The sequence below is a fragment of the Streptomyces sp. NPDC050439 genome (assembly GCF_040655335.1).
Lineage (GTDB): Bacteria > Actinomycetota > Actinomycetes > Streptomycetales > Streptomycetaceae > Streptomyces.
On sequence record NZ_JBFAJT010000003.1, the window covers coordinates 786,674 to 808,011 of the forward strand.

The 21,338-nt window shown below is 71.9% G+C and carries 19 protein-coding genes; 12 read left to right on the top strand and 7 right to left on the bottom strand.

Going from position 1 to position 21,338, the window contains the following annotated elements; all coding sequences use genetic code 11:
* Positions 1–18: 18 nt before the first annotated feature.
* The 3 genes from AB0I66_RS16615 to AB0I66_RS16625 are packed head-to-tail and all read right to left on the bottom strand — an operon-like array spanning position 19 to position 2,392.
* On the bottom strand, positions 19–876 hold the full coding sequence (locus AB0I66_RS16615; RefSeq protein ID WP_363208532.1) for an SMP-30/gluconolactonase/LRE family protein: 858 nt from the start codon (positions 874–876) through the stop codon (positions 19–21).
* A gap of 49 nt (positions 877–925) precedes the next feature.
* A complete protein-coding gene (locus AB0I66_RS16620) occupies positions 926–2,227 on the bottom strand; it encodes a helix-turn-helix domain-containing protein (RefSeq protein WP_363208713.1) in 1,302 nt (433 codons plus the stop codon).
* A gap of 12 nt (positions 2,228–2,239) precedes the next feature.
* Positions 2,240–2,392 (bottom strand): hypothetical protein, encoded by a 153-nt coding sequence (locus AB0I66_RS16625; protein ID WP_363208533.1) that lies wholly within the window; start codon positions 2,390–2,392, stop codon positions 2,240–2,242.
* Positions 2,393–2,582: 190 nt separating this feature from the next.
* Between AB0I66_RS16625 and AB0I66_RS16630 the strand changes: the two genes are divergently transcribed.
* The 10 genes from AB0I66_RS16630 to AB0I66_RS16675 all read left to right on the top strand — a co-directional run bounded on the left by AB0I66_RS16630 (position 2,583) and on the right by AB0I66_RS16675 (position 15,031).
* Positions 2,583–3,617, top strand: coding sequence for a DUF3068 domain-containing protein (locus tag AB0I66_RS16630; RefSeq protein ID WP_363208534.1), 1,035 nt, complete (start codon positions 2,583–2,585; stop codon positions 3,615–3,617).
* A 219-nt stretch (positions 3,618–3,836) separates the two neighbouring features.
* Positions 3,837–5,003, top strand: a complete 1,167-nt coding sequence (locus AB0I66_RS16635) for a glycosyltransferase family 4 protein (RefSeq protein ID WP_363208535.1) — start codon at positions 3,837–3,839, stop codon at positions 5,001–5,003.
* On the top strand, positions 5,000–5,719 hold the full coding sequence (locus tag AB0I66_RS16640; RefSeq protein ID WP_363208536.1) for a class I SAM-dependent methyltransferase: 720 nt from the start codon (positions 5,000–5,002) through the stop codon (positions 5,717–5,719). Before AB0I66_RS16635 ends, AB0I66_RS16640 begins: the two co-directional genes overlap by 4 nt.
* The gene (locus tag AB0I66_RS16645) at positions 5,716–10,245 is read left to right on the top strand and encodes a DUF3367 domain-containing protein (RefSeq protein ID WP_363208537.1); all 4,530 of its coding nucleotides are present in this window, start codon (positions 5,716–5,718) and stop codon (positions 10,243–10,245) included. The genes AB0I66_RS16640 and AB0I66_RS16645 overlap by 4 nt, the downstream gene beginning before the upstream one ends.
* On the top strand, positions 10,242–11,726 hold the full coding sequence (locus AB0I66_RS16650; protein WP_363208538.1) for a condensation protein: 1,485 nt from the start codon (positions 10,242–10,244) through the stop codon (positions 11,724–11,726). Before AB0I66_RS16645 ends, AB0I66_RS16650 begins: the two co-directional genes overlap by 4 nt.
* The gene (locus AB0I66_RS16655; RefSeq protein ID WP_363208539.1) at positions 11,723–12,472 is read left to right on the top strand and encodes a class I SAM-dependent methyltransferase; all 750 of its coding nucleotides are present in this window, start codon (positions 11,723–11,725) and stop codon (positions 12,470–12,472) included. The genes AB0I66_RS16650 and AB0I66_RS16655 overlap by 4 nt, the downstream gene beginning before the upstream one ends.
* Positions 12,473–12,488: 16 nt before the next feature.
* A complete protein-coding gene (locus AB0I66_RS16660; RefSeq protein WP_363208540.1) occupies positions 12,489–13,394 on the top strand; it encodes a hypothetical protein in 906 nt (301 codons plus the stop codon).
* Positions 13,394–13,621, top strand: coding sequence for a Trm112 family protein (locus AB0I66_RS16665; RefSeq protein ID WP_363208541.1), 228 nt, complete (start codon positions 13,394–13,396; stop codon positions 13,619–13,621). Before AB0I66_RS16660 ends, AB0I66_RS16665 begins: the two co-directional genes overlap by 1 nt.
* Positions 13,618–14,457 (top strand): FkbM family methyltransferase, encoded by an 840-nt coding sequence (locus AB0I66_RS16670; protein ID WP_363208542.1) that lies wholly within the window; start codon positions 13,618–13,620, stop codon positions 14,455–14,457. The genes AB0I66_RS16665 and AB0I66_RS16670 overlap by 4 nt, the downstream gene beginning before the upstream one ends.
* Positions 14,438–15,031, top strand: coding sequence for a hypothetical protein (locus AB0I66_RS16675; RefSeq protein WP_363208543.1), 594 nt, complete (start codon positions 14,438–14,440; stop codon positions 15,029–15,031). Before AB0I66_RS16670 ends, AB0I66_RS16675 begins: the two co-directional genes overlap by 20 nt.
* Here the strand turns inward: AB0I66_RS16675 and AB0I66_RS16680 are convergent.
* From AB0I66_RS16680 to AB0I66_RS16695, 4 genes are all read right to left on the bottom strand, one after another.
* The gene (locus AB0I66_RS16680) at positions 14,959–16,173 is read right to left on the bottom strand and encodes a Cmx/CmrA family chloramphenicol efflux MFS transporter (protein WP_363208545.1); all 1,215 of its coding nucleotides are present in this window, start codon (positions 16,171–16,173) and stop codon (positions 14,959–14,961) included. The two genes, AB0I66_RS16675 and AB0I66_RS16680, sit on opposite strands and share 73 nt — an antisense overlap.
* 219 nt (positions 16,174–16,392) lie before the next feature.
* Complete coding sequence (locus AB0I66_RS16685) at positions 16,393–17,274, bottom strand: hypothetical protein (RefSeq protein ID WP_363208546.1); 882 nt, start codon at positions 17,272–17,274, stop codon at positions 16,393–16,395.
* Between the two features lie 34 nt (positions 17,275–17,308).
* Positions 17,309–18,007, bottom strand: a complete 699-nt coding sequence (locus AB0I66_RS16690; protein WP_363208547.1) for a response regulator transcription factor — start codon at positions 18,005–18,007, stop codon at positions 17,309–17,311.
* Positions 18,004–19,212, bottom strand: coding sequence for a sensor histidine kinase (locus AB0I66_RS16695; protein ID WP_363208548.1), 1,209 nt, complete (start codon positions 19,210–19,212; stop codon positions 18,004–18,006). Before AB0I66_RS16695 ends, AB0I66_RS16690 begins: the two co-directional genes overlap by 4 nt.
* A gap of 132 nt (positions 19,213–19,344) precedes the next feature.
* On the opposite strand from AB0I66_RS16695, the gene AB0I66_RS16700 reads away from it, so the two are divergent.
* Together AB0I66_RS16700 and AB0I66_RS16705 are read left to right on the top strand one after the other, a co-directional pair.
* Positions 19,345–20,253: an ATP-binding cassette domain-containing protein gene (locus AB0I66_RS16700; RefSeq protein ID WP_363208549.1), complete on the top strand. Its 909-nt coding sequence runs from the start codon at positions 19,345–19,347 to the stop codon at positions 20,251–20,253.
* Positions 20,250–21,083, top strand: a complete 834-nt coding sequence (locus tag AB0I66_RS16705; RefSeq protein ID WP_363208550.1) for an ABC transporter permease — start codon at positions 20,250–20,252, stop codon at positions 21,081–21,083. Before AB0I66_RS16700 ends, AB0I66_RS16705 begins: the two co-directional genes overlap by 4 nt.
* Positions 21,084–21,338: the final 255 nt, after the last annotated feature.

The window sequence follows — 21,338 nt, forward strand, 5'->3', positions numbered from 1 at the left end:
AAACCGCCTGATCGGCCCCTATCCGGCGAACGCCGCCTGCGCCACGCCCTGTCCCGCGTCCGGCAGCACGAGCACCGACCCGGACAGGGGGTGCGGCGCCCCAAGTCCCGTACGGGCGGAGGTGATGTAGAGGTCGCGCAGTCCCGCGCCGCCGAACGCGCACGCGGTCGGGCGGGCCACCGGCAGCTCGATCACCCGGTCCAGGTCGCCGGACGGGGTGTAACGGCGGATGGCGGCGCCGTCCCACAGGGCGACCCAGAGACAGCCGTCGGCGTCGACGGTCAGCCCGTCGGGGTATCCGGCGTCGGCCTCGATCACCGCCAAGGGGCGCCTGGAGTGCGGGAGTTGATCGTCGCGCAGTTCCACGACGTCGATGCGGCGCGTCGGAGTGTCGATGTAGTATATGAGCCGGCCGTCCGGGCTCCAGCCGAGGCCATTGCTGACGGAGATACGGGAAAGGACCTCGTCCCAGGCGCCGTCACCGGTCAGCCGGATCAGATTGCCGCCGTCCTCCCCCTCGTCGTAACGCATCGTGCCCGCCCATAGCGCCCCGTCAGGAGCGACCGCCGCGTCGTTGCCCCGGCGGCCGGGCACGACCTCGCGGTGCAGCCAGCGGAAGGCGCCTCCGTCGGCCGTCGAGTCGTAAAGGCCCACGCCGTCCCGGAGGTTGACCACCAGGCCGCCGCCCGCGCGCGGCTTCGCGGCGCCCACGTGCTGCTCGGTGGCCAGGACCGAGCGGTGCCCGCTCGACGGGTCGTACGTGTGGACGCGTGAGCTCAGGATGTCGACCCAGATGAGCCGTTGGGCGGCGGAGTCCCAGGTGGGGCCCTCGCCGAGTGCTGCCTGCGCGCGTACCGCCATGTCGATTGCGACCATTGCGGCAGGCTACCCGCAAGCACGGCTGCGGGGGCCTGGGCCGTCCGTCTCAGCCCACGCGGCCCAGTTCTCCCCTCAACCGCCGTGCCCTGAGGACCAGTTCGAGCTCGAAGCGGCGGTCCGGGTCGTCGACCTCGTCGCCCCACAGTTCCCTGATCTGCCGCAGGCGGTAGCGCACCGTCTGCGGGTGTACCCCGAGGCGGGCCGCGACCTCCGGTGCGCCGCCCCGCGTCTCCAGCCAGGCGAGCAGGGTCTCGGCGAGCCGGCGGCCGTGTGCGGGCCCGCAGTGCGCGAGCGGGGCCAGGCAGCGGCGGGCCAGGTCCTCGATGAGCTCCTCGGGCTGGAGCAGGACCAGGGCCTCGGTGTGCTCGGTGCAGTGCAGGACCTCGCCGGAGGGCAGCAGTCCGCGTTCCATCAGGCGGACCGCGGCCTGCGCCCAGCGCAGCGACTTCGCCGCGTCGGCCAGCGGCACGGGCGGGCCGATCGCGCCCGACCAGCCCGCCATGGCGCGCCGCAGGAGCTCGGGGCGGCCCGCCGCGTCGGGGTCGGGGACGACCATGCGGGGCTGTTCCGTCTCCATGTCGAGCAGGACGCCCTGGCCGACGGCGGGCGCCACCGCTTCCCGCGCGGGACGCAGGAGCACGCCGACGGCGACCCGCTCGGGCAGCTGCCAGCCCACGCGCGCGGCGCGTTCGTCGAGGGCGCTGCGGGCGCCGGGCTGTCCCGGTGCGGCGGAGGCACCGGAAGCGTGCCCGAAGTCGGCGGGTGCCGATGCTCCGGGGTCCCCGCGCCGCTCGGAGAGCAGCAGTTCCATCAGCTTGCGCTGCAGGCGCAGCCTCTCGCCCGCCTGCCGGGCCGCGGCCTCGGCGTATCCGCGGACGGACTGGTCGACCAGGCCGTCCAGATACTCGAAGCCCGACTCGGCGAGTTCGTACATGGCCGGCGGCGGAATCTCGATCTGCTGGCCGATCTCGGCCAGGCGGCGCCAGGCCAGCCGTACACCGAGGCGGTAGATCGCCTGGAGCGAGTCGAGGCTGCGGCCGTGCAGGCCCTCGCCCCTGCCGAATTCCTGGAAGACCTCAAGGGGGTAGCACGGCCGCCCGCCCTCGGCGGAGGCGATCTGCTGGACGAACCCCTCCAGGGCACGGCGTATGCCGATGAGCGCCATGGGCTCGCCCGATTCGTCGAGGACGACGGGCAGGCCGGGGTACTCGGAGCGGATCTGCCGCAGGATGTCCTGCGCCAGGGCGGGCACCTCGTCCAGGGCGAGCGCGGCGAACCGGCGCACCTGCATGGGCGGTACGTCGCGCCAGGCGGAGCGGACGGAAAGTGACCCCTGGCTCTCGGTCACGGGCACGGTCACTCACTGTCCCCGCGGGGCAGTCTCGTAGTGCACGAGGGGGGTGTTGGGCTGGTCCGGGGTCGCGTTCAGGAGCGCGACGACGCCGAACGAAGCGGCTACGGCGAGTGCCGCGGCGGCTACGACGGTCAGACCGGCGGCGAGCAATCGGTGCATGTCAGGGTCAGCCTCTCTGCTGGAGGTCGATCCCACCCAGGTCGCGCGGATGTCGTGCACACAGTCCCTCACCGGCCCCACCCGGTTGGTGCACAGTTTCATCAACGCATTGACACTTCGTCAAGGGTCCGCCTAGCGTTCCGGCCCCTACGGCTCGGTAACACTTCTCACCCGCCACCAGGAGTGCCGGATGCGCCGCACAGCCTCGCCCCTCTCGCTGATCCTGCTCGGACTCGGCGTTTTTCTGCTCGTCCTGGCCCCGATGCTCGCGTGGTACGTCGAGCCACGGGCAAAACGCACGCCCATCGACATCGACACGACCACCGTGTTCGAGGGCAAAGGAAGCTATTTCGACACCGGGAAAATCAAGACGGTTCATCACAAGAACCTCACGATCACGCGTCAGGTACGCGGCGACGTCGACGACAGCAACAGCGAGCACGCCGTCTGGGACGTGGTCACGTCCGTCGACCCGGACAAGTCGCTCCCGGCCTCGGACCCGCACGACTCGCTCCAGTTCACGCAGGAGCGCTGGGTCACCGACCGCGAGACGAACAAGCCGGTCCACTGCTGCGACGAGAAGCCCTACTTCGAGGGGGAGGCCTACCTCAAGTTCCCCTTCGACGTGGAGCGACGCTCCTACGTCTGGTGGGACAACACCCTCGGCGCGACCGTCCCGCTGACCTTCCGCGGCACGAAGAAGATCCAGGGCTACGAGGGCTACCGCTTCACCGCCAAGGTGAAGCCCGCCAAGACCGGGACCCGTCTGGTGCCGGGGCGCCTGGTGGGGCAGCCCAAGCGCAGCAACGTGCTCGCCGAGGAGTGGTACTCCAACCACGGCGTCGAGCTGGTCGCCGACAAGCGCACCGGCCGGATCATCTACGCGGCGATCGGCCCCCGCAAGACGCTGCGCGCGCCCGGCTCGGACAAGGACGCGACGGTGCTCCTCGAGAGCAAGCGCATCGCGTTCACCGAGAAGACCCAGAAGGCGCAGGTCAAGCTCGCGGACGACGACAGCAGCCGGCTCAAGCTCCTGGGCGAGACGCTGCCGGTCGGGACCGGTGTGCTGGGTGCGCTGCTCGCCATCGCGGGAGGCGTTCTCGTCCTGCGCGGACGGCGTTCCGACAGTGGGGCGCAAGGGCCCGGAGGGCCGGGTTCCGGGGCGGAGCCGAGCGGTCCGAATAGCGATACGTCACCAAGCGCCCTGCAACCCACCACGATGTGATGAGACGTCAGCAGTTGAAACCCCGAAAGTTGTCACTTCGGTGAGTAGCCGCGTCGAACACTGCGGCGAAAACTAACGGTCCCACCCCAGCACAGTCCCCGCACCGCCCCCGCACCACCCCCGCACAGTCACAGCACAGCACCTCCGCAAGCGACCCCCGAACGGTGCAACCCCCCATAGCGACCTCACGGTTCCGCACCCTGACGAGTTGGAGCACGCATGCCCCAGCACGTGCCTTCTCCGCTGCGCGCCGCGATCCCGCGGGTCGCGCAACGGCTACCGGCACCTCCCCCGCAGCCGCGCCGGATCGTTTTTCTCGCCCGGCGCGACCTGGCGAATCCGGCCGCGGGCGGATCCGAACTGCTCGTCGACCGGCTGGCCGACGGCCTGAGCAAGCTGGGCCATGAGGTCACCCTCCTGTGCGGGGGGCCCGCGGCCTTCCGTGACTACCGCGTCGTGTCGGCGGGTGGTGACCTCGGGCACTATCTGCGCTCGCGTTCCGCCTTCACCCGGCAGGTCGGCGACTGCGACCTCCTGGTCGAGGTCTGCAACGGCATGCCGTACCTGGCGCCGCTGTGGCACCGCGGACCCACGCTGTGCCTGGTCAACCACGTGCACACCGATCTGTGGGGTATGCGCTTCCAGGGCGCCCTCGCGCCCGCGGCCCGGCTCGGCCGAAGACTCGAACACTGGTCGCTCTCCGGTGCCCAGCGCGGCAATCTCCTGGTGGCCGTCTCACCGTCGACGGCCACCGCGCTGCGTGCGATAGGCGTCGACCGTGAGCGCATACGCATAGTCCACAACGGGGTCGAGGAGCCGGGTCCGCTCCACCCCCGCTCGGACGAGCCGATGTTCCTGGCCATGGGACGGCTCGTCGAGTACAAGCGCATCGATCTGCTGCTCCGTCTCTGGGAGCGGGTCAGGCCCGTCACCGGCGGACGTCTGGTGATCGTGGGCGACGGACCCGAGCGGGCCAGGCTCGAACAGATCGCGGGCCCCGGCGTCGAGTTCAAGGGCCATGTCTCCGAGGCCGAGAAACACCGGCTGCTCTGCGAGGCGTGGATGCTCCTGCACCCCTCCGCCGTGGAGGGCTGGGGCCTGGTGATCACCGAGGCGGCGACCCGCTCGACCCCGGCCATCGGCTTCGACGTACCGGGCGTGCGTGACTCCATCGAGGACGGCGTGACCGGGCTGCTCGCCCGGGGCGAGAGTTCCTTCGCCGCCGCCTGGTGCACCCTGGCGCTGAGCACCGAGCGCCGCGAGACCTTCGGCAAGGCGGCGGGCGAACGGGCCACCAGCTACCGGTGGGCCAATTCCGTGCGCGAGTTCCAGGCGGTGGCCTCCGAGGCGATCGTCACGCACCAGACAGCCCAGGGGTCCGCGTGAAGGATCCGTCCCTGCGCCGTTCCGTCACCCTCTTCCGGGCCTTCCTGCGCGAGCAGCAAGAGCCCGAGCGGTGTTACACCCTGCTCGCCCGTGACGCCGCCGACCAGGTCGAGGCCTACGGACCGGTCAAGGGCCGTGTCGTCGTCGATGTCGGCGGCGGCGGTGGCTATTTCACCGAGGAGTTCCGGCGCCGCGGCGCCCAGAGTTTCCTGTTCGAGCCGGACCCGGCCGAGCTGGGGGCCAAGCCGCCGGAGGGCTCCGTCGTCGCCGACGGGTATCTGCTCCCGCTGGCGGACGGCGTCGCCGACGTCACCTTCTCCTCCAACGTCCTCGAGCACGTGGACGATCCGCAGACGTTCCTCAGCGAGATGGTGCGGGTGACCAGGCCGGGTGGCCTGATCTATGTCTCCTTCACCAACTGGTACTCGCCGTGGGGCGGCCACGAGTGGGCGCCCTGGCACTACCTGGGCGGCGCCCGTGGGCGCGCCCGCTATGAACGGCGTACCGGTAAAGCAGCCAAACACACGCTCGGCGAGAACCTCTTCGCTCACCACGTCGGCCCGACCCTGCGCCAAGTGCGGGCGAGGGAAGACGTGTCCGTCGTGTCCGCACGGTCCCGCTACTGGCCGTTCCTGGCCAGTGGCATCACCAAAGTGCCGGGTGTACGCGAGATCGCCACCTGGAATCTCCTTCTCATCCTCAGGCGGTGTCCATGACCACGGTGCAGGCCCCACCCCCGGCGGCAGTCCGGCCAACGGCTGACGCCCCCGAACCCGGCAGAGGGCCGCGCTCCAAGCGCTGGCTGCTCGGGTTCTGGGCCGTGGTCTTCGTCCTCTTCCTGGCCGTGAAGCCGGGGCGGATGACGTTCGACACGAAGCTGGGGGTCGCCGTCGACCCCTGGCGGTTCCTCTCCGACCTGGGCCAGCTGTGGCAGGACCAGAGCGGCTTCGGCGGCATCCAGAACCAGTACGTCGGCTATACCTTCCCGATGCTGCCGTTCTACGGCCTCGCGGACCTCGTCCAGCTCCCCGTGTGGCTCGCGGAGCGCCTCTGGCTCTCGCTGATCGTGGCGACCGCCTTCTGGGGTGCGCTGCGGCTCGCGGAGCGGCTGAACATAGGCAGCAGCGGGAGCCGGCTGCTCGGCGCCACGGCGTACGCGCTGTGGCCGACGTTCACCGTCGTCGTCGGCTCGACGTCGGCGGCTGCGCTGCCCGGCGCGCTGCTGCCGTGGGTGCTGCTCCCGCTGACCAACGACCGCGTCAGCGCCCGCTCGGCGGCGCTGCGCTCGGCGCTTGTCATCCCCCTCATGGGCGGCGTCAACGCGGCCTCGACGCTCGCTTCGCTGCTGCCGGTGGGCCTGTATCTGCTGTCCCGGCCGAACGGGCCACGCAAGCGGAAGCTGATCACCTGGTGGGTGCCCGGCGTCGTCCTCGCCACCGCATGGTGGGTGGTGCCGCTGCTCGTGCTCGGCGTGTACGGCGAGAACTTCCTGCCCTACGTGGAGAACTCCGCCACGACCACCGGCACGATGTCCGCCACGGAGACTTTGCGCGGCGCCGGCAACTGGGTCGCCTATCTGCACTTCGGCGAGGCCTGGCTGCCCGCGGGCTGGACGGTCGCGACGTCCGTGATCGTCGTGGTCTGCTCGGCGTTCGCCGCCGCCCTCGGCCTCGCCGGGCTCGCGCGGCGTGACCTGCCCGAGCGGCGCTGGCTCGTCCTGACCGTGCTCTCGGTCGCGCTGATCACCCTCGCGGGATACGGCGGCTCGTTCGGCGCGCCCTTCCACGACACGGTGCAGTCGTGGCTGGACGGCGGGCTCGTCCCCTTCCGCAACATCTACAAGTTCCAGACGGGCCTCGCGCTCGCGCTGGTCTTCGGCCTGATGCACCTCGTGGGCGTCGCCGCACAGGCGCGCGGGGCGCGGCCGGTGCGCGGGCGCAAGTTCGCCCCGCTGATCGCCGCCCTGCTCGTGCTGCCGGGGCTCGCCTTCCCCTACCTGAACGGCTCGATCCTCCAGCCCGGCTCGTTCCAGAAGCTGCCCAACTACTGGGAGGCGACGGGCGACTGGCTGAAGAAGTACTCCCCCGACTCCCGCGCCCTCGTGGTGCCCGCCACCGCGCACGGCATCTACACCTGGGGCTCGCCCATCGACCAGCCCCTCGACGTGCTCGCCGAGTCGCGCTGGGCGCAGCGGGACTACGTCCCGTTCGGCACGCCCGGCAACCGGCGCGCGATGGACGCGGTGGAGCAGGCCCTCACGACCGGCGGCGCCGTCCCCGGTCTGCAGGACTATCTGACGCGTGCGGGCCTGTACTACGTCGTCGTCCGCAACGACCTCGACCCCGACCAGGTCGGCAACGTGCCGTCCGCGACCGTGAAGCGGACCCTTGAGGAGTCCGGCTTCAAGCGGGTCACCGGCTTCGGTCCGACACAGACCGGCGGGATCATCCCGAAGGACACGCCCCTCCAGGTCGAGGGCCTCTACCCGCGTGAGCGCGCGGTGGAGATCTACGCACCGGGCACGGACACCGAGCGGCCCGGCCAGGCCGGGATCAAGCCGGTCTCGAACACGGCCGTGGTGAGCGGTGGCCCCGAGTCGCTGCTCCAGCTGTCCGCCGACCCCTCGATGCGGGACCGCCCCTCCGTCCTGACGGGCGACAACCACCCGGGGGTCGGAACTCCCGGCCTGCAGGCGGTCGGTGACGGTCTCCGTCGCGCGGACACCCGCTTCGGCCTGGTCAGCTCCAACACCTCGTACACGTACACGCCGGACGAACGCAACGCGAGCGGGGCCCTGCAGGAGCCGGGCAAGAAGCCGCACCAGATCCTTCCCACCACCGGGATCGAGCACCAGACGACGGCTCACCTGCGCGGCGCGAAGTCCGTGACGGCGTCCAGCTACGGCAACTGGCTCTTCCACCTGCCGCAGTACGACCCCGTGAACGCCTTCGACGGCAACCCGGCCACGTCATGGGCGGAGGGCAGTCCCGGAAAGCCGAAGGGCGCGTGGATCAAGGCCGAGTTCCGGGCCAAGGAGTCCATTCCGTCCATGCTCCGGGTCACGCCGCTGCCGCAGGAAGGCGTGCGGGCCGCACCCACGAAGGTGCGCGTGGAGACGGAGCAGGGCAGCCGCACGAGTCCGCTGAAGCCCAACGGCATGCGCCAGAGCATCAAGGCGCCCGAGGGTGACTCCAGCTGGCTGAAGGTCACCATCCTGGACGCGGAGATCGGCCACGAGGGCCTGACCGGCGCCGGATTCGCGGAGATCACCGTGCCGGGTGTGCGCGTGACGAAGCTGCTCCAGCTGCCCACGGACACCGGGTCCGAGGCCAGGACGCCCGCCGAGGGCGCCGACGCGACGACGTACTCGATGCACCGCGCCTCCGACCCGAGCGCCCTTTCGCCGGTGAACACCGAGTCGGGGCTGCACCGCCGCTTCACCACTCCGGCCGAGGCCGAGTACGAGGTGAAGGCGAGCGCGCTCCCCGTGGCGGGGTCCGAGCTCGACGAGCTGCTCTACAAGGTGGCGCCCGAGCAGAAGGACCAGATCATCGCGAGCACCGACTCCACGTCGAAGCTCGGCGGCGGTCTCTCCCCGCGCAACCTCACCGACGGCGACCTGACGACGGCGTGGATCGCCGGCGACAGGCCCGTGGTGCACCTGAAGTGGAAGGGCAAGGTGCCGGTCGGCGAGGTCGTGCTGCCCGCCGCGGGCGGACTCTCGACACGTCCCGAGAAGGTCGAGATCAGCTCGCCGGACGGCGCTGCGATCGCCGGCGTCGACGAGAACGGCAACACACGTTTCTCGCCGATCACCACGGACGAGCTGACCATCACCATCACCGAGACGGCGCCGCTGGCGGTCCACAACCCGGTGGCGGACGAGGAGCTGCAGCTGCCGGTGGGTCTCACCGAGGTCTACGTCCCGGCGCTCGACAAGTTCCGGACGAAGCAGCCGTCGGCGTCCAAGAAGTTCGAACTCGCCTGCGGTGAGGGCCCGGTGCTTGCCGTCGACGGCAAGCTGCACGCGACCAGCGCCAAGGGTTCGGTACGGGACCTGATCGAGCGGCGTCCCATCGAGGTGACGCTCTGCTCGCGCGGCTCGGAGAACACGACCCTGTCGCTCGGCGCGGGCAAGCACACCGTCGAGGCCGGGGACGGGGGCCCGCTCGCCCTGATGGACGTCTCGATGACGCAGGGGACGCCGGGAGCGATCGACGAGGAGTCACGCTCCCTGGACATCAAGGACTGGCTCGGCGACCGGCGCGAGGTGTCGGTGGGCGCGGGCTCGGCCTCGTACCTCTCGACCTTCGAGAACATCAACGACGGCTGGAAGGCGACGCTCAACGGCAAGGAGCTGTCGTCCGTACGTCTCGACGGCTGGCAGCAGGGCTTCCTGGTCCCCAAGGGTGAGGGCGGCACGGTCAAGCTCTCCTACGAGCCCTCGCGGATCTACGAGATCGGCCTGATCGGCGGCGGTCTCGGCATCGTCGCCCTGATCGCCCTGGTCCTGATCAAGCGCCGCGAGCCGAACCCGGACGGTCCGGACCTGGCGCCGCCCGCCCCGGGTCTGATCCTGGGCACGGTCGCGCTGACGCTGGTGGCCGCGGTGATCGCGGGCTGGTTCGCCCTGCTCGTGCCGGCGCTCGCGCTGCTCGCCTGGCGCCGTCACTCGCTGCTCGTGCCGCTCGCCTTCGTGGCGATGGCCGGGGCGGGGATCGCGGCGGCCATCGGTGCGGGTGAGCCGAGCACGGCCGACGAGGGCGCGTTCAGCCCCTTCGCCCAGCTGCTCGCGCTGATCGCCCTGTTCGCGGCGCTGGTGAGTGTGAAGGGTGCCCAGGAGGGGACCACCGCGACAGCCGGCGGACCCGGTGGCGGCGGCGAGTTCACTCCGTATGAGCCGCCTCCGCACCAGCCGCCGCCCGCCGTTCCCCCGGTGATGCCGCCTCCCCCGGTGAGCGGCGGCACACCGTCGCCGGGTCCTGACCGGGACCTGGGCACGACTCCGCTGCCGCGCCGCAAGCGCGGGGAGAGCGGGCCAGGGTCTGACGCGGGCGACGACCCGCGGGCCACCAGTTCGACCATCTCGGCCAGGGGCCCCGCGGCGGCCCAGCCGGAACCGGCACCGCCGGGTGCGCGGACCTCGCGGACCACGCGCTTCAGGCGGCGCAGGCCAAGGAACACGGAGGGGCTCGCGGGAGCCGCGGCGCCGTCCGCCTCCGGGGAGGACACCGACCGATGACCGCACTCGATCACCCGGCACGTCACGCCGACGGACCCGAACGGCCTCCGGAGCGCGTGCCGTTCCCCGTCGTCGACGAGGTCGCCCGGCACTGCCTCCAGGAGGAGGAGCCGGAGACGGTACACATCGAGGTCCATCTGCCCGGCACCCCGGACCCGGCCCGCCTGAAGGCCGCGTTCGACGAGGCCCTGCGCCGCCACCCGCGCATTCTGATGCGGGAGGCGCGGGGGCCTTGGTACCGCCGTCGCTACGAATGGGAGCTGACGGCGGAGCCGGACGTGGAGGTGGTGACGTTCCCGGCGCCGGAACGGGACGCCCTGAAGAAGGCCCGCACCCGCTCCCTCTCGCAGGCCCCGCCCCTGTCGGCTTCACCGCCGATCCGCCTGGAGGTGATCGCCCAGGAGGGGGGCGGCGCCCCGCCGGCCTCCGGCAAGGGTGAGGGCACGGGCAACGGGAGCGCCGCGGAGGGCGAGGGGAGTGCCGCCGCGGGTACCGGCACGGGTGACGGCTCAGAACGCCCCGCCGGCGACGGCAGTGTCCTCTTTCTCACCATCAATCACACCGCCCTCGACGGCCCCGCCTGCCTCCGGGTCCTTGCCACCGCCGCCGAGTTGTACGGCGGGCAGGACAACTCGCCCGCCGCTCCCCCGTCGCGTACGCCCACGTCCACCGATGCCGAGAGCTCGGTGGACGTGGGGGACGCGCCCTCCGGGTGGGCTCCGCCCGCCCGGGTCTCGCGCGGGACGCCCGAGCCCTCGCCCGGCAACGGCATGCTCGTCGCCGAGCTGCCCGTGCCCCGGCGGCCCAAGGGCGCGCCGTTCACCGTGAACGACCAGCTCATGGTGGCGACCGCCCTGATGATCGCGCACTGGAACCGGGAGCACGGCGCGCGACCGAAGCCGTTCCGGATCACCATGCCCGTCGACGACCGGCCCCGCAGCATGGACATGCCCATCGGGAACGGCACCCGGCTCGTCGAAGTCCCCTTCAGCGCGGCCGAGTTGACCTCGAAGGAGTGGGGCCCGGAAGACATCGGGGCGCTCCTGCGCCGCACGGCCGACCGCACCCGCGCGCTCAAGGCCCTCTCCCGGCCCCAACTCGGCCGCGGGGCCGCCCTCCTGACCTCGCCCGTCCTGCCCGTCACCCTCAGGGCCGCCGTGACGCGCGGCCTGCGCAGGGCCGCCGCACCCTGGACGTCCACCACGCTGCTCAGCAACATCGGCCGCGTCCCGTACTCCCTGGACTTCGGTGACGCCGGACGCGCCCACGCCGTGTGGTTCTCCGCGCCCGCCCGGCTGCCCCGCGGTCTGACCGTGACCACGGCGTCCACCGCGGGCCGCCTGCACGTCGCCCTGCGCTGGTCGAAGACCCTGCTCAGCAGCGGCGACGGCGCACACCTGCGCGACCTCTTCGAGCACTACCTCCACGCCACGGAGCACACGGAGCCGACGGAGCCCACGGAGGAGGGGAAGAAACCGTGACCAGCACCAGCACGGTCAGCACCAGCACCGCGCCCCGCGACCTGCGCGACTTCTACGAGGACCCCTCCGTCCCCGTGGCCTCCGGCGACGCCCGCAGCCTGCGCCAGGCGCGGATGCTCGCCGACGCCATCGGCCCCGCCACCGCCCGCACAGCCGTCGTCCTCGACATCGGCTGCGGCGACGGCACCGCGGCCGCGACCGCCGCCCCGCTCCTCGCGGGGCACCGCGTCGTCGGCGTCGACTGGTCCCAGGACGCCCTCAAGCGGGCGCACGCGCATCTGCCGTACGTCGTGCGCGGTGAACTCACCGACGGCGGGCTCCCGTTCGCCGACGGTTCCGCGGACGCCGTCCTGTTCAGCGAGGTCATCGAGCATCTCGTCGACCCCGACAGCGCGCTCGACGAATTGCGGAGAGTGCTCAGGCCGGGCGGCCATCTGATGCTGTCCACGCCCAACCTCGCCGCCTGGTACAACCGCGGGCTTCTGCTCGCGGGGGTCCAGCCCGTCTTCTCCGAGGTCAGCCTGCGCGGCATCCACGGCCGCCCGGGGAGCGAGGTCGTGGGACACCTGCGGCTCTACACCGCCCGCGCGCTGCGGGAGTTCGTCGCCGCGTCCGGCTTCGACGTCGTACGGGTGGCCGGTGCGCCCTTCCACGGCGTACCGCGTCCGCTGCGCGCCCTGGACCGGCTCGCCTGCGCCGTGCCGAGCGCCTCGTCGATCCTGCTGCTGCACGCCCGAAGGCGTTAAGGCCATGTGGTGGGGTGTGACCGCAGCCCTCCTTGCGAACGTCCTCTACAGCACCGGGTTCGTTTTGGAGAAACGGGCCCTGACGGCGATGCCGTCCGTCAGCGTGCGCAAACCGGCGCGGCTGCTGCGGCAGGTGATCTCCAGCCCGCTGTGGATCGGCGGATCGCTCGCGCTCGCCGCCGGGTTCGGCGCGCAGCTCGCCGTCTACCGGACGCTGCCGATCGCCGCCGCGCAGGGCATCTTCGTCTCCGGGCTCGTGCTCCTGCTGCTGCTCTCCTCGGTGCTGCTCGGCGAGCAGACGTCGGGGCGCGAGCGGTACGCCGTAGGAGCCATCCTCGCCGCGCTGCTCATGGTCGTCCTCTCGCTGGACGAGGAGGCGGACACCGTGAGCCGCGGCGCGCCCGTCGCGCTGGTCCTCACGGTCTGTCTGCCGTCGCTCGCGGCGGGGGTCCTGCTGTACGGATCGGCCGAGCGCCGCGCGAAGCACCGGCACCGGCTGCCGACGACGGGCGTCGAGTACGGGGTCGCCGTCGGGCTCCTGTACGGGGTCAGCTCGCTGGCCATCAAGGGCGTGTCCAGTTACCTGACGACGCAGGACCTGGGCTCGGCCCTGCTGCATCTCCTTGCCTCGCCGTACCCCTATCTCCTGATGTTCACCGGCGCGTTCGGCCTGATCATGTCCCAGGCCGCGCTGCAGCGCTGCCGGGCCTCGCTCATCGTCCCCGTGTGCACGACGGTTACCGCACTGTTCACCGCGGTACTCGGCACGCTGGCGTTCGGCGAGCCGCTGCCGGACGAGCCGCTGCGGCTCGCCCTGCGGATCGCGGGCACCGCGCTCGCGGTCTCCGTGCTCCTCGCCATGCCCAAGCATGACGCGCCGCCCCCTCAACCGACGCCCCCGACCAAGGAGTTGACCAGCTGATGAACCCCGAAGACCCGCTTCTGAAGATCCTCGCCTGTCCGCTGGACAAGGGCCCGCTGCACCTTCTGGAGCCCGCGGAACCCCTCGTACCGGATGAGGTCCTCTACAACCCGCGGCTGCGCCGCCGCTACCCGATCATCGACGGCATACCGCAGCTCCTGCCCTCGTCGGGAGAGCAGATATCGGAGGACGAGCACGAGCAGCTCCTGAAGCGGATCTCCCCGTGACGGGCCCCGGCGATACCGGGGACAGCCCCCACAAGACCGTGGCCGCGCGCCTCGCCCCGCACCTCCCCGCCCGGCTCATCGGCGCCCTGGCCCGCCTCGTCTACCCGCGCTTCGAACCGGAGCTGGCCCGCCTCGCCGACCTCTGCCCGCGCGGCTGCGGCACTGCGGTGGACGTCGGCGGCTGGTATGGGCCCTGGTCGCGCCGCCTGGCCTCGCGTGCGCGCCGCGTGGTGACCGTGGAACCCGTGCCTCACCTGGCGCGACTCCTGGAGACCTCCACGCCGGGCAACGTCCGGGTGATCCAGGCCGCAGCCACCGACCGCCCCGGCACGGCACGGCTCTGGCTGCCGCAAGGCGACCGCGGGGACCGCGGGGTCTCCTCGCTCATCCGCAGGGACATCCATGCCAAGGCGGTCGAGGTGCCCTGCCTCACCCTGGACGGGCTCGGCCTGCGCGACGTCGACTTCATCAAGATCGACGTGGACGGCAACGAACTGCCGGTCCTGCACGGCGCCCGCGATCTGCTGACCCGGGACCGTCCCGCCCTCTTCATCGAGCTGGAGTCACGCATCCAGCCGATCAAGCCGATCGTCGAGCTGCTCACCCGGCAGCACGGTTACGAGGGCTGGGTCCTGCCCCACCACACCTGGCTGCCGCTCGCCGACTTCGACCTGGAGGCACACCAGAACGACACGTCGTACGTCGTGTCGCAGGGCCTCCTGCGCAGGGTGCTCACGCCGCGCAGGCCCCGGTACGTCAACTCCGTCCTCTTCCTTCCCGACGGGCGCCGCCCGGGAGCCGCGACGGTGCGCGACCATGGAGCCCATGTCCGCTAGCTCCGCGTTCACCCCGCTCGACTTCCAGCTGGTCCTGTTGCGCCGCATGGCCGACCACCACCCGGACCTGGTAGAGGCGGCCCGGCACGAGCTCGGCGCCTCCGTCGCGGACATGCGCGAGGCCAACCGCCGCTGGCAGGCGATGTCCCGCTCGCCCCGCTCGCGCGGCGCCGCCTCCCGCTACCGCTCGGTCCTGGGCCCGCCCGCGGCCACCGTGACCCGCCGGATCGGCGACCTGGAGTGCGAGGCCCTGTTGTGGCCGGTGCCGCTCTGGCCCGATCTGCGCTTCGAGGTCCTTCGCGCACCGAACGGCGCGGTGTGGAACGAATGGCTGATCCGGGAGCCCGGCGCCCCGGCCCCCGCGCTCCACACCCTCGACGACCTCACCCCCTGGTCGTGCACGGTCGACGAGGCCGCCCGCGCGTTTCCCCCTGCCCGCCCGATGGAGGGCACGGCACCCACACGCTGGCGGCTCGCCTTCACCGCGCCGGACGGCGCAGGTCAGCCGCGGCGCTGCGTCGCGGAGTTCACCTGGGGACTGCTCCAGCGGCTCTCGTTCCCGGACGGCTCCTGACCCCTCCCGCGCAGGAGCGCCACCGCGCCCACCGCGAGCGCGAGCGCCACGAGCAGTGCGCTGACCCACAGCGGCGAGCGGTGGCCGAGCCCCGCAGCGAGGGCGATGCCGCCGCCCACGGGACCGATCGCGGCCCCCACGTTCAGCGCGGCCGTGGCGAAGCCGCCGGAGAGCGTGGGGGCGCCGGTCGCCGCGTACAGCGCCTGGGTGATCAGCGCCGAGCCGACGCCGAAGGACAGCGCGCCCTGGACGAGGACGAGCACGACCGCCGCCACGGAGTTCTGGGCGGTCAGCGCGAGGATCATCCACCCCGCGAGCAGCGCCACCGCGCCCGTGAGGAGGAACGGGACGGGCCGCGCGTCCGCGAACCGCCCCGAGACCGTGACCCCCACGAACGACCCGACGCCGAAGAGCGCGAGGAGCGCGGGCACCCAGCTCTCGGAGAAACCGGTGACGTTCGTGATCACCGGCGAGAGATAGGTGAACGTACAGAAGGTCGCGCCGTTCACCAGCGCCCCGAGCAGCAGCGTCACCACGAGGCGCGGCTCGCGCAGGGACCGCAGCTCCGCGCGCGCGTCGGCCTGGGCGGCGGCGGGAGCGCCGGCGGGCACGGACCGCAGGATCGCGAGGACGGCGGGCACCGAGACGAGGGCCACCGCCCAGAACGCGGACCGCCACCCCCAGAACTGCCCGAGCAGCGCGCCGCCCGGTACACCCGCGACGCAGGCGAGGGTCACGCCGCCGAGCAGGACCGAGGTGGCCCGCCCCTTGGCGTTCGGCTCGACCATGCCGACGGCCGCGACCAGGGCCACCGCGAGGAACCCGGCGTTGGCGAGCGCGCCGACGACGCGGGTCGCGAGCAGCACGGCGAAGCTGCTGGTCAGCGCGCCCACGACGTGGACGAGCAGGAAGGTGACCAGGAAGGTGAGCAGGGCGGTCCTGGGCGGCCGCCGGCGGCCGAGCACGGCCATCAGCGGCGCGCCGACGACCATTCCGACGGCGAAGGCCGAGGTCAGCGTCCCGGCGGTCGACAGGGACACGTCGAGGTCGGCGGCGATGTCGGGGCCGAGACCGGAGAGCATGAACTCGGAGGTGCCTTGCGCGAAAACGGCGAGGCCGAGCATGTAGAGAGCAAAGGGCATGAGAAGACTCCGCACCCACGTCATGGGTCGACAAGGCGGCGGCTCAGCCGTGCGGCTGCCGCGCCAAGGAGAAAAGGGGAATGTCAGTCCGCGCTGCGGCGATGGGTCCGGTGACGTGAGAGGAAGCCACCGGTCATGCCGGCCGGTGGCTGGAGTCTGTCGGACTCGGGACTGGACATGGCGGCAGGCTAATCGGGCCTCTGCCGCCACGTCCACCGATTACCCGGCAGCGGTGAGGATCTCCTCGGTGACCGCGGGCAGCGAGTCCTCGTGCAGGAAGAGGAAAAGGTTCGGCTCGACGAGTTCGAGCTCCATGACGCAGGGCGCGCCGTCCGCGTCGTCGACGAGGTCCACGCGCGCGTACAGCAGCTCGGGCGAGCCCGGCACCGCGGCCAACGCCCGCGCGGAAACGCCCAGTTCGCCGGGGGTCGGCTGCCACGGGCTCAGGTCGGGGTGCGGCATCTTCTCGTCGTCGTACGCCGCGCCCGGCGCGAGCACCGCGCCCTTTCGCACGGCGTGCAGGAAGCGCCCGCCGACGTAGACGAGCGCACGTTCGCCGGTCTCGTCGACGCCCGGCATGTAGGGCTGCACCATCGCGGTCAGGCCCTCGCCGTGCATCCGCTCGATGTGCCGTACGGCGGCGTCGTACTCGCCCTTCTCGTACCGGGCGGCGTAGCGTGCGCCCGCCCCGGTGGTGGGCTTGACGACGAACTCGCCGTCGTCGGGGATCTCCAGGGGGTCGCCGGGCGCCAGATAGCGGGTCGGCACGACGGACACCCCCGCCGCCGCGAGCTCCGCGAGGTACCGCTTGTCGGTGTTCCAGCGCACCACGGAGGCCGGGTTGGCCAGGACGGTGAGCCGCGCGACCCGTCCCGCCCAGGCCACGAACTCGGCGACGCGCTCGCTGTAGTCCCAGGCGGACCGTATGACGACGAGGTCGAACCGCTCCCAGTCGACCTCCGGGTCGTCCCAGGAGACGGTGGCGACATCGGCGTCCGCCGCGCCGAGCGAGCGTGCCAGCTCGGGGAGGTCACGGTCGAGACCGGTCTCCAGCTGAGGCCTGCTGGTGACCAGGGCGATCGTGGGGCGGTCGGGTGACACTGAGCCTCCTGGGTTCGATTATTCGCCCCGCAGGCTAACAACTTCTCGACGTGCTCCCGACAAGCCCCGTCTCGTACGCGATGATCACCAGCTGCACCCGGTCACGCGCGTCCAGTTTGGCGAGCAGGCGGGTCAGATAGGTCTTGGCGGTGGCGACGCTGAGGGAGAGTTCGGCGGCGATCTCCGTGTTGGAGAGCCCTCTGCCGACGAGCGTCAGCACCTCGCGTTCGCGGTCGGTGATGCCGGTGAGGTTCTTCCGCGGCCGGGAGTCCGGTGTCGGCCGGTCCGCGAACTCCTTGATCAGGCGTCGGGTGACGCCCGGCGCGATCAGACCGTCTCCGGCGGCGACCACGCGGACGGCGGCGAGGATGTCGTCGAGCGCCATGTCCTTGACGAGGAACCCGGCCGCTCCGGCGCGCAGCGCGCCGTAGACGTAATGGTCGTCGTCGAAGGTGGTGAGGACGATGACGTGCGTGTTCCGGTGCGGGCCTGCGGTGATCAGACGGGTGGCCTCGATGCCGTCCATGCCCGGCATGCGGATGTCCATCACCACGACGTCCGGGCTCAGTTCGCCGACGAGCCGCACGGCTTCGGAACCGGTGCCCCCCTCGCCCGCGACCTCGATGTCGGGCGCCTCGGTGATGACCATGCGCAGGGCGGCACGGACGAGGGGCTGGTCGTCGACGAGCACGACACGCACGGGTGCCGGGCCCGGCACCTGGTCGGCCGTCATCGTGCGCCCGCCGGGACGGGCAGCCGTGCCGCGACCCTAAAGCCGCCCTCGGGGCGCGGCGCCGCGGAGAACTCGCCGTGCAGCAGGCCGACCCGTTCACGCATGCCGAGGAGGCCGTAGCCGCTGCCCGGGGCGCTGCCGTGCCCGCGTCCGCCGTCGATCACCTCGATGGCAAGCTCCTCGGCACGGCAGTCGACGGACACGCTGCACGCCGCGGTGCTCGCGTGGCGCACGACATTGGTGAGTGCCTCCTGGATGATGCGGTAGGCGGAGACATCGATCTCCGGTGGCAGCGGCCTCGGTTCGCCGAGCCACCGTACGTCGACGCGGACACCGGCGGCGGTCGTCGTCTCGGCGAGCCGGTCGACGGCGGCGAGTCCGGGCTCGGGACCGAGGGGCGCCTCCGTCGTGCCGGGTTCCGCCTCGCGCAGGGCGCCGAGCATCCGGCGCAGCCCGGACAGCGTCTCCCTGCCGGTCGCCTCGATGGCGGTCAACGCGTCGCGTGCGCCCCCGGGTTGGGTGTCGATGACCCGCCGCGCCGCCCCTGCCTGGAGGGCGATGACACCGATGCTGTGGGCGACCATGTCGTGCAACTCCCTTGCGATGCGCAGTCGTTCCGCGGTGACTGCCTGGGTGGCGGCCTGTGAGCGGAGGTCCTCCGCGTGCACACGGGCCTGATGCACCGTGTTCCCGATGAGCCAGGCGACGAGTGCGACCAGCGCGATGTACGGCTCCGCCGCGGCGCCGTCGTCACGCCCGAAGCCCAGCAGCTCCCGCGGGACCCAGAGGACCAACAGCGCCCCGAGGACCAGGGAGCTTGCGATCAGCGAGGTCCGCCGGGAGTTCCGGGCCGTGACGAAGCCGAGGGCGACCGTCACCGGCAGACAGGCCGCCGGCACCATCTCCGTCTGCTGCCAGGCCGCCATCGAGGTGCCCGTGCCCGCCATGAGCAGCCCCGTCGCGGTCAGCGGCCGGCGGCCCAGCACGGCACAGCCCGCGAGGGCCAGGGCGGTGGCCAGGAGCAGGAGCAGCTGGGCGCCGAGCCCGTGCATGCCGTCCCGCGGATAGGCGTACGAGACATCTTGGCGGGGCGGCATCAGGACGTACTCGACGAGGGGCAGGGCCGTCACCGCGCACCACGTCACCGCCGTCCAGACGCCCAGGGGTATGCGCTTGAGCAGGGGAAGACGCGGGGTGGCGGACATGCGCTGATCGTAACGACGCGGCTCTCCCAGGTCATCGGACCGTGGCTGTACACCCACGGTCGACATCGGGGCGCGCGATTGTCGGCGGTGGTCCGACGACGCGGGGGCGGCGGGCCCGGCAGCGTGTGCCAGGTGATCGAAGTCAACGAGCTGACCAAGACGTACGGCGGCAAGACCGCCGTCAAGGACCTGAGTTTCACCGTGCGCCCCGGACACGTCACGGGGTTCCTCGGCCCCAACGGCGCGGGCAAGAGCACCACGTTGCGGCTGCTGCTCGGCCTGCACGACCCCACCCGCGGCACGGTGACCATCGACGGGCGCCCCTTCCGCGACCGTCCGCGCGGCCTGCGTCATGTCGGCGCGCTGCTCGACGCGGGCGACGCGCACGGCGGGCGGTGGGCCGCGGCCCACCTGCACGGCCTGGCGCGCGGCAACCGCATCCCGCGCGCCCGGGTCGACGAGGTGCTGCGCGAGGTGGGGCTCGCGGGCGCGGCACGGCGCCGGATCGGCGGCTTCTCGCTGGGCATGCGGCAGCGGCTCGGCATCGCCACCGCGCTGCTCGGTGATCCACCGGTACTGCTCTTCGACGAGCCTCTCAACGGCCTTGATCCGGAGGGCGTGAAATGGGTGCGCGGGCTCTTCCGACGCCTTGCCGCCGAGGGCCGCACGGTCTTCGTGTCCAGCCACCTCATGTCCGAGATGGAGAACACGGTCGACCAGTTGATCGTCATCGGCCGGGGCGAGCTGATCGCGGCGGAGAGCCTGACAGATTTCGCGGCGCGGGGCACGCGGCCGAGCGTGACGGTGCGTACCCCGGACCCCGGCAAGCTCACGGAAGCATTGAATGCGGAGGGCGCGTCGGTGGAGGCGGACGGCGGCACGCTCATCGTCACCGGCCTGCCCGCGCCCCGCATCGCCGAACTCGCCTTCCGCGAGCGGCTCCTGCTCCATGAACTGACGACCCGCACCGCCTCCTTGGAGGAGGCGTTCATGGAACTGACCGCCGACAGCGTCGAATACCTGGCAGGAGAGACGCGATGACGACCCTCACCGCTTCCGTGGCCGCCGAACCCCGCGCCCGCTTCCGCGACCTCGTCGCGGCCGAGTGGATCAAACTCTGGTCGTTGCGCTCGACGGCCTGGGTGTTCCTGCTGAGCGCGCTGTCGGTCCTCGCGTTCAACGTGGGCACGGCCTACGACACGTATCGCTACTGGTCGGAGCGGAACGACTCCGACCGGGCGGACTTCATCCGTGACGGCATCCCGCTCATGGAGGCCTTCACCTCGAACGGCGCGCTCCTCTACATGCTGACCGTCGGAGCCGCCGGCGCGCTGCCGGTCGTCGGCGAGTACGGCACCGGCATGATCCGTACGACGTTCACCGCGGTCCCGGACCGCCGCGCGGTGACGGCCGCCAAGGTCACCGTGATCGGCGCGGTGACGACGGCGTTCGGTGCGGTGGTGAGCGCGGCCTCCTTCACCCTCACCCAGGCGATCCTGTCCGGACGCGACGCGGGCATCGGGATCGCGCACCCCGGCGCGTTGCGCGCGGTCGTGGCGTCCGCGCTCCTGGCTCCGGTCTGTGCCCTCGCGGGCATGGCGCTCGGCGCGCTCGTCCGGCACGGCGCCACCACCGTGGCCGCCGTCTTCGCGGTGCTCGTCCTCTTCCCCGCCCTCCTCACCGACGACCGCCGCTGGACGGCGACCCTTTCCCACGCCCTCCCCCTCAACGCCTGGGACCGCCTGGCCCAGCCGGGCGGCCCCCCGGACCTCTATCCATGGACGGCCACGGGGGCCTGGACGGTCTACGCGGCCTGGGCCCTGATCGCGGCGACGGTGGCCGTGACCGCCGTGCAACGCCGCGACCAGTGAGGCCCGGGCACATGCCCGTGCTCCACAGCCATTCGTCTCGAAAATGCGAACAGGGGAGCAGTTGTTCCCTGGAACAGGTGATCGTCACGCCAGGGATTGCATGTGGCCTCTGTGATTGACGATGATTACGGTGCGCAAGCGACGGGCTGCAGACCGTAGTTACGGCGCTCCCGGTCCATGTCCCATACGGGGTCCGGGAGTTGGAACATCCTGAAAGTCCCACAAGGAGAAGCACCACCATGAACATCATCACTG

What these genes read in the sequence shown, in the direction of transcription:
- AB0I66_RS16615 (WP_363208532.1), bottom strand. Translation starts at nt 876, where the DNA reads ATGGTCGCAATCGACATGGCGGTACGCGCGCAGGCAGCACTCGGCGAG.
- AB0I66_RS16625 (WP_363208533.1), bottom strand. Translation starts at nt 2,392, where the DNA reads ATGCACCGATTGCTCGCCGCCGGTCTGACCGTCGTAGCCGCCGCGGCA.
- AB0I66_RS16630 (WP_363208534.1), top strand. Translation starts at nt 2,583, where the DNA reads ATGCGCCGCACAGCCTCGCCCCTCTCGCTGATCCTGCTCGGACTCGGC.
- AB0I66_RS16635 (WP_363208535.1), top strand. Translation starts at nt 3,837, where the DNA reads ATGCCCCAGCACGTGCCTTCTCCGCTGCGCGCCGCGATCCCGCGGGTC.
- AB0I66_RS16645 (WP_363208537.1), top strand. Translation starts at nt 5,716, where the DNA reads ATGACCACGGTGCAGGCCCCACCCCCGGCGGCAGTCCGGCCAACGGCT.
- AB0I66_RS16650 (WP_363208538.1), top strand. Translation starts at nt 10,242, where the DNA reads ATGACCGCACTCGATCACCCGGCACGTCACGCCGACGGACCCGAACGG.
- AB0I66_RS16665 (WP_363208541.1), top strand. Translation starts at nt 13,394, where the DNA reads ATGAACCCCGAAGACCCGCTTCTGAAGATCCTCGCCTGTCCGCTGGAC.
- AB0I66_RS16675 (WP_363208543.1), top strand. Translation starts at nt 14,438, where the DNA reads ATGGAGCCCATGTCCGCTAGCTCCGCGTTCACCCCGCTCGACTTCCAG.
- AB0I66_RS16680 (WP_363208545.1), bottom strand. Translation starts at nt 16,173, where the DNA reads ATGCCCTTTGCTCTCTACATGCTCGGCCTCGCCGTTTTCGCGCAAGGC.
- AB0I66_RS16690 (WP_363208547.1), bottom strand. Translation starts at nt 18,007, where the DNA reads ATGACGGCCGACCAGGTGCCGGGCCCGGCACCCGTGCGTGTCGTGCTC.
- AB0I66_RS16695 (WP_363208548.1), bottom strand. Translation starts at nt 19,212, where the DNA reads ATGTCCGCCACCCCGCGTCTTCCCCTGCTCAAGCGCATACCCCTGGGC.
- AB0I66_RS16705 (WP_363208550.1), top strand. Translation starts at nt 20,250, where the DNA reads ATGACGACCCTCACCGCTTCCGTGGCCGCCGAACCCCGCGCCCGCTTC.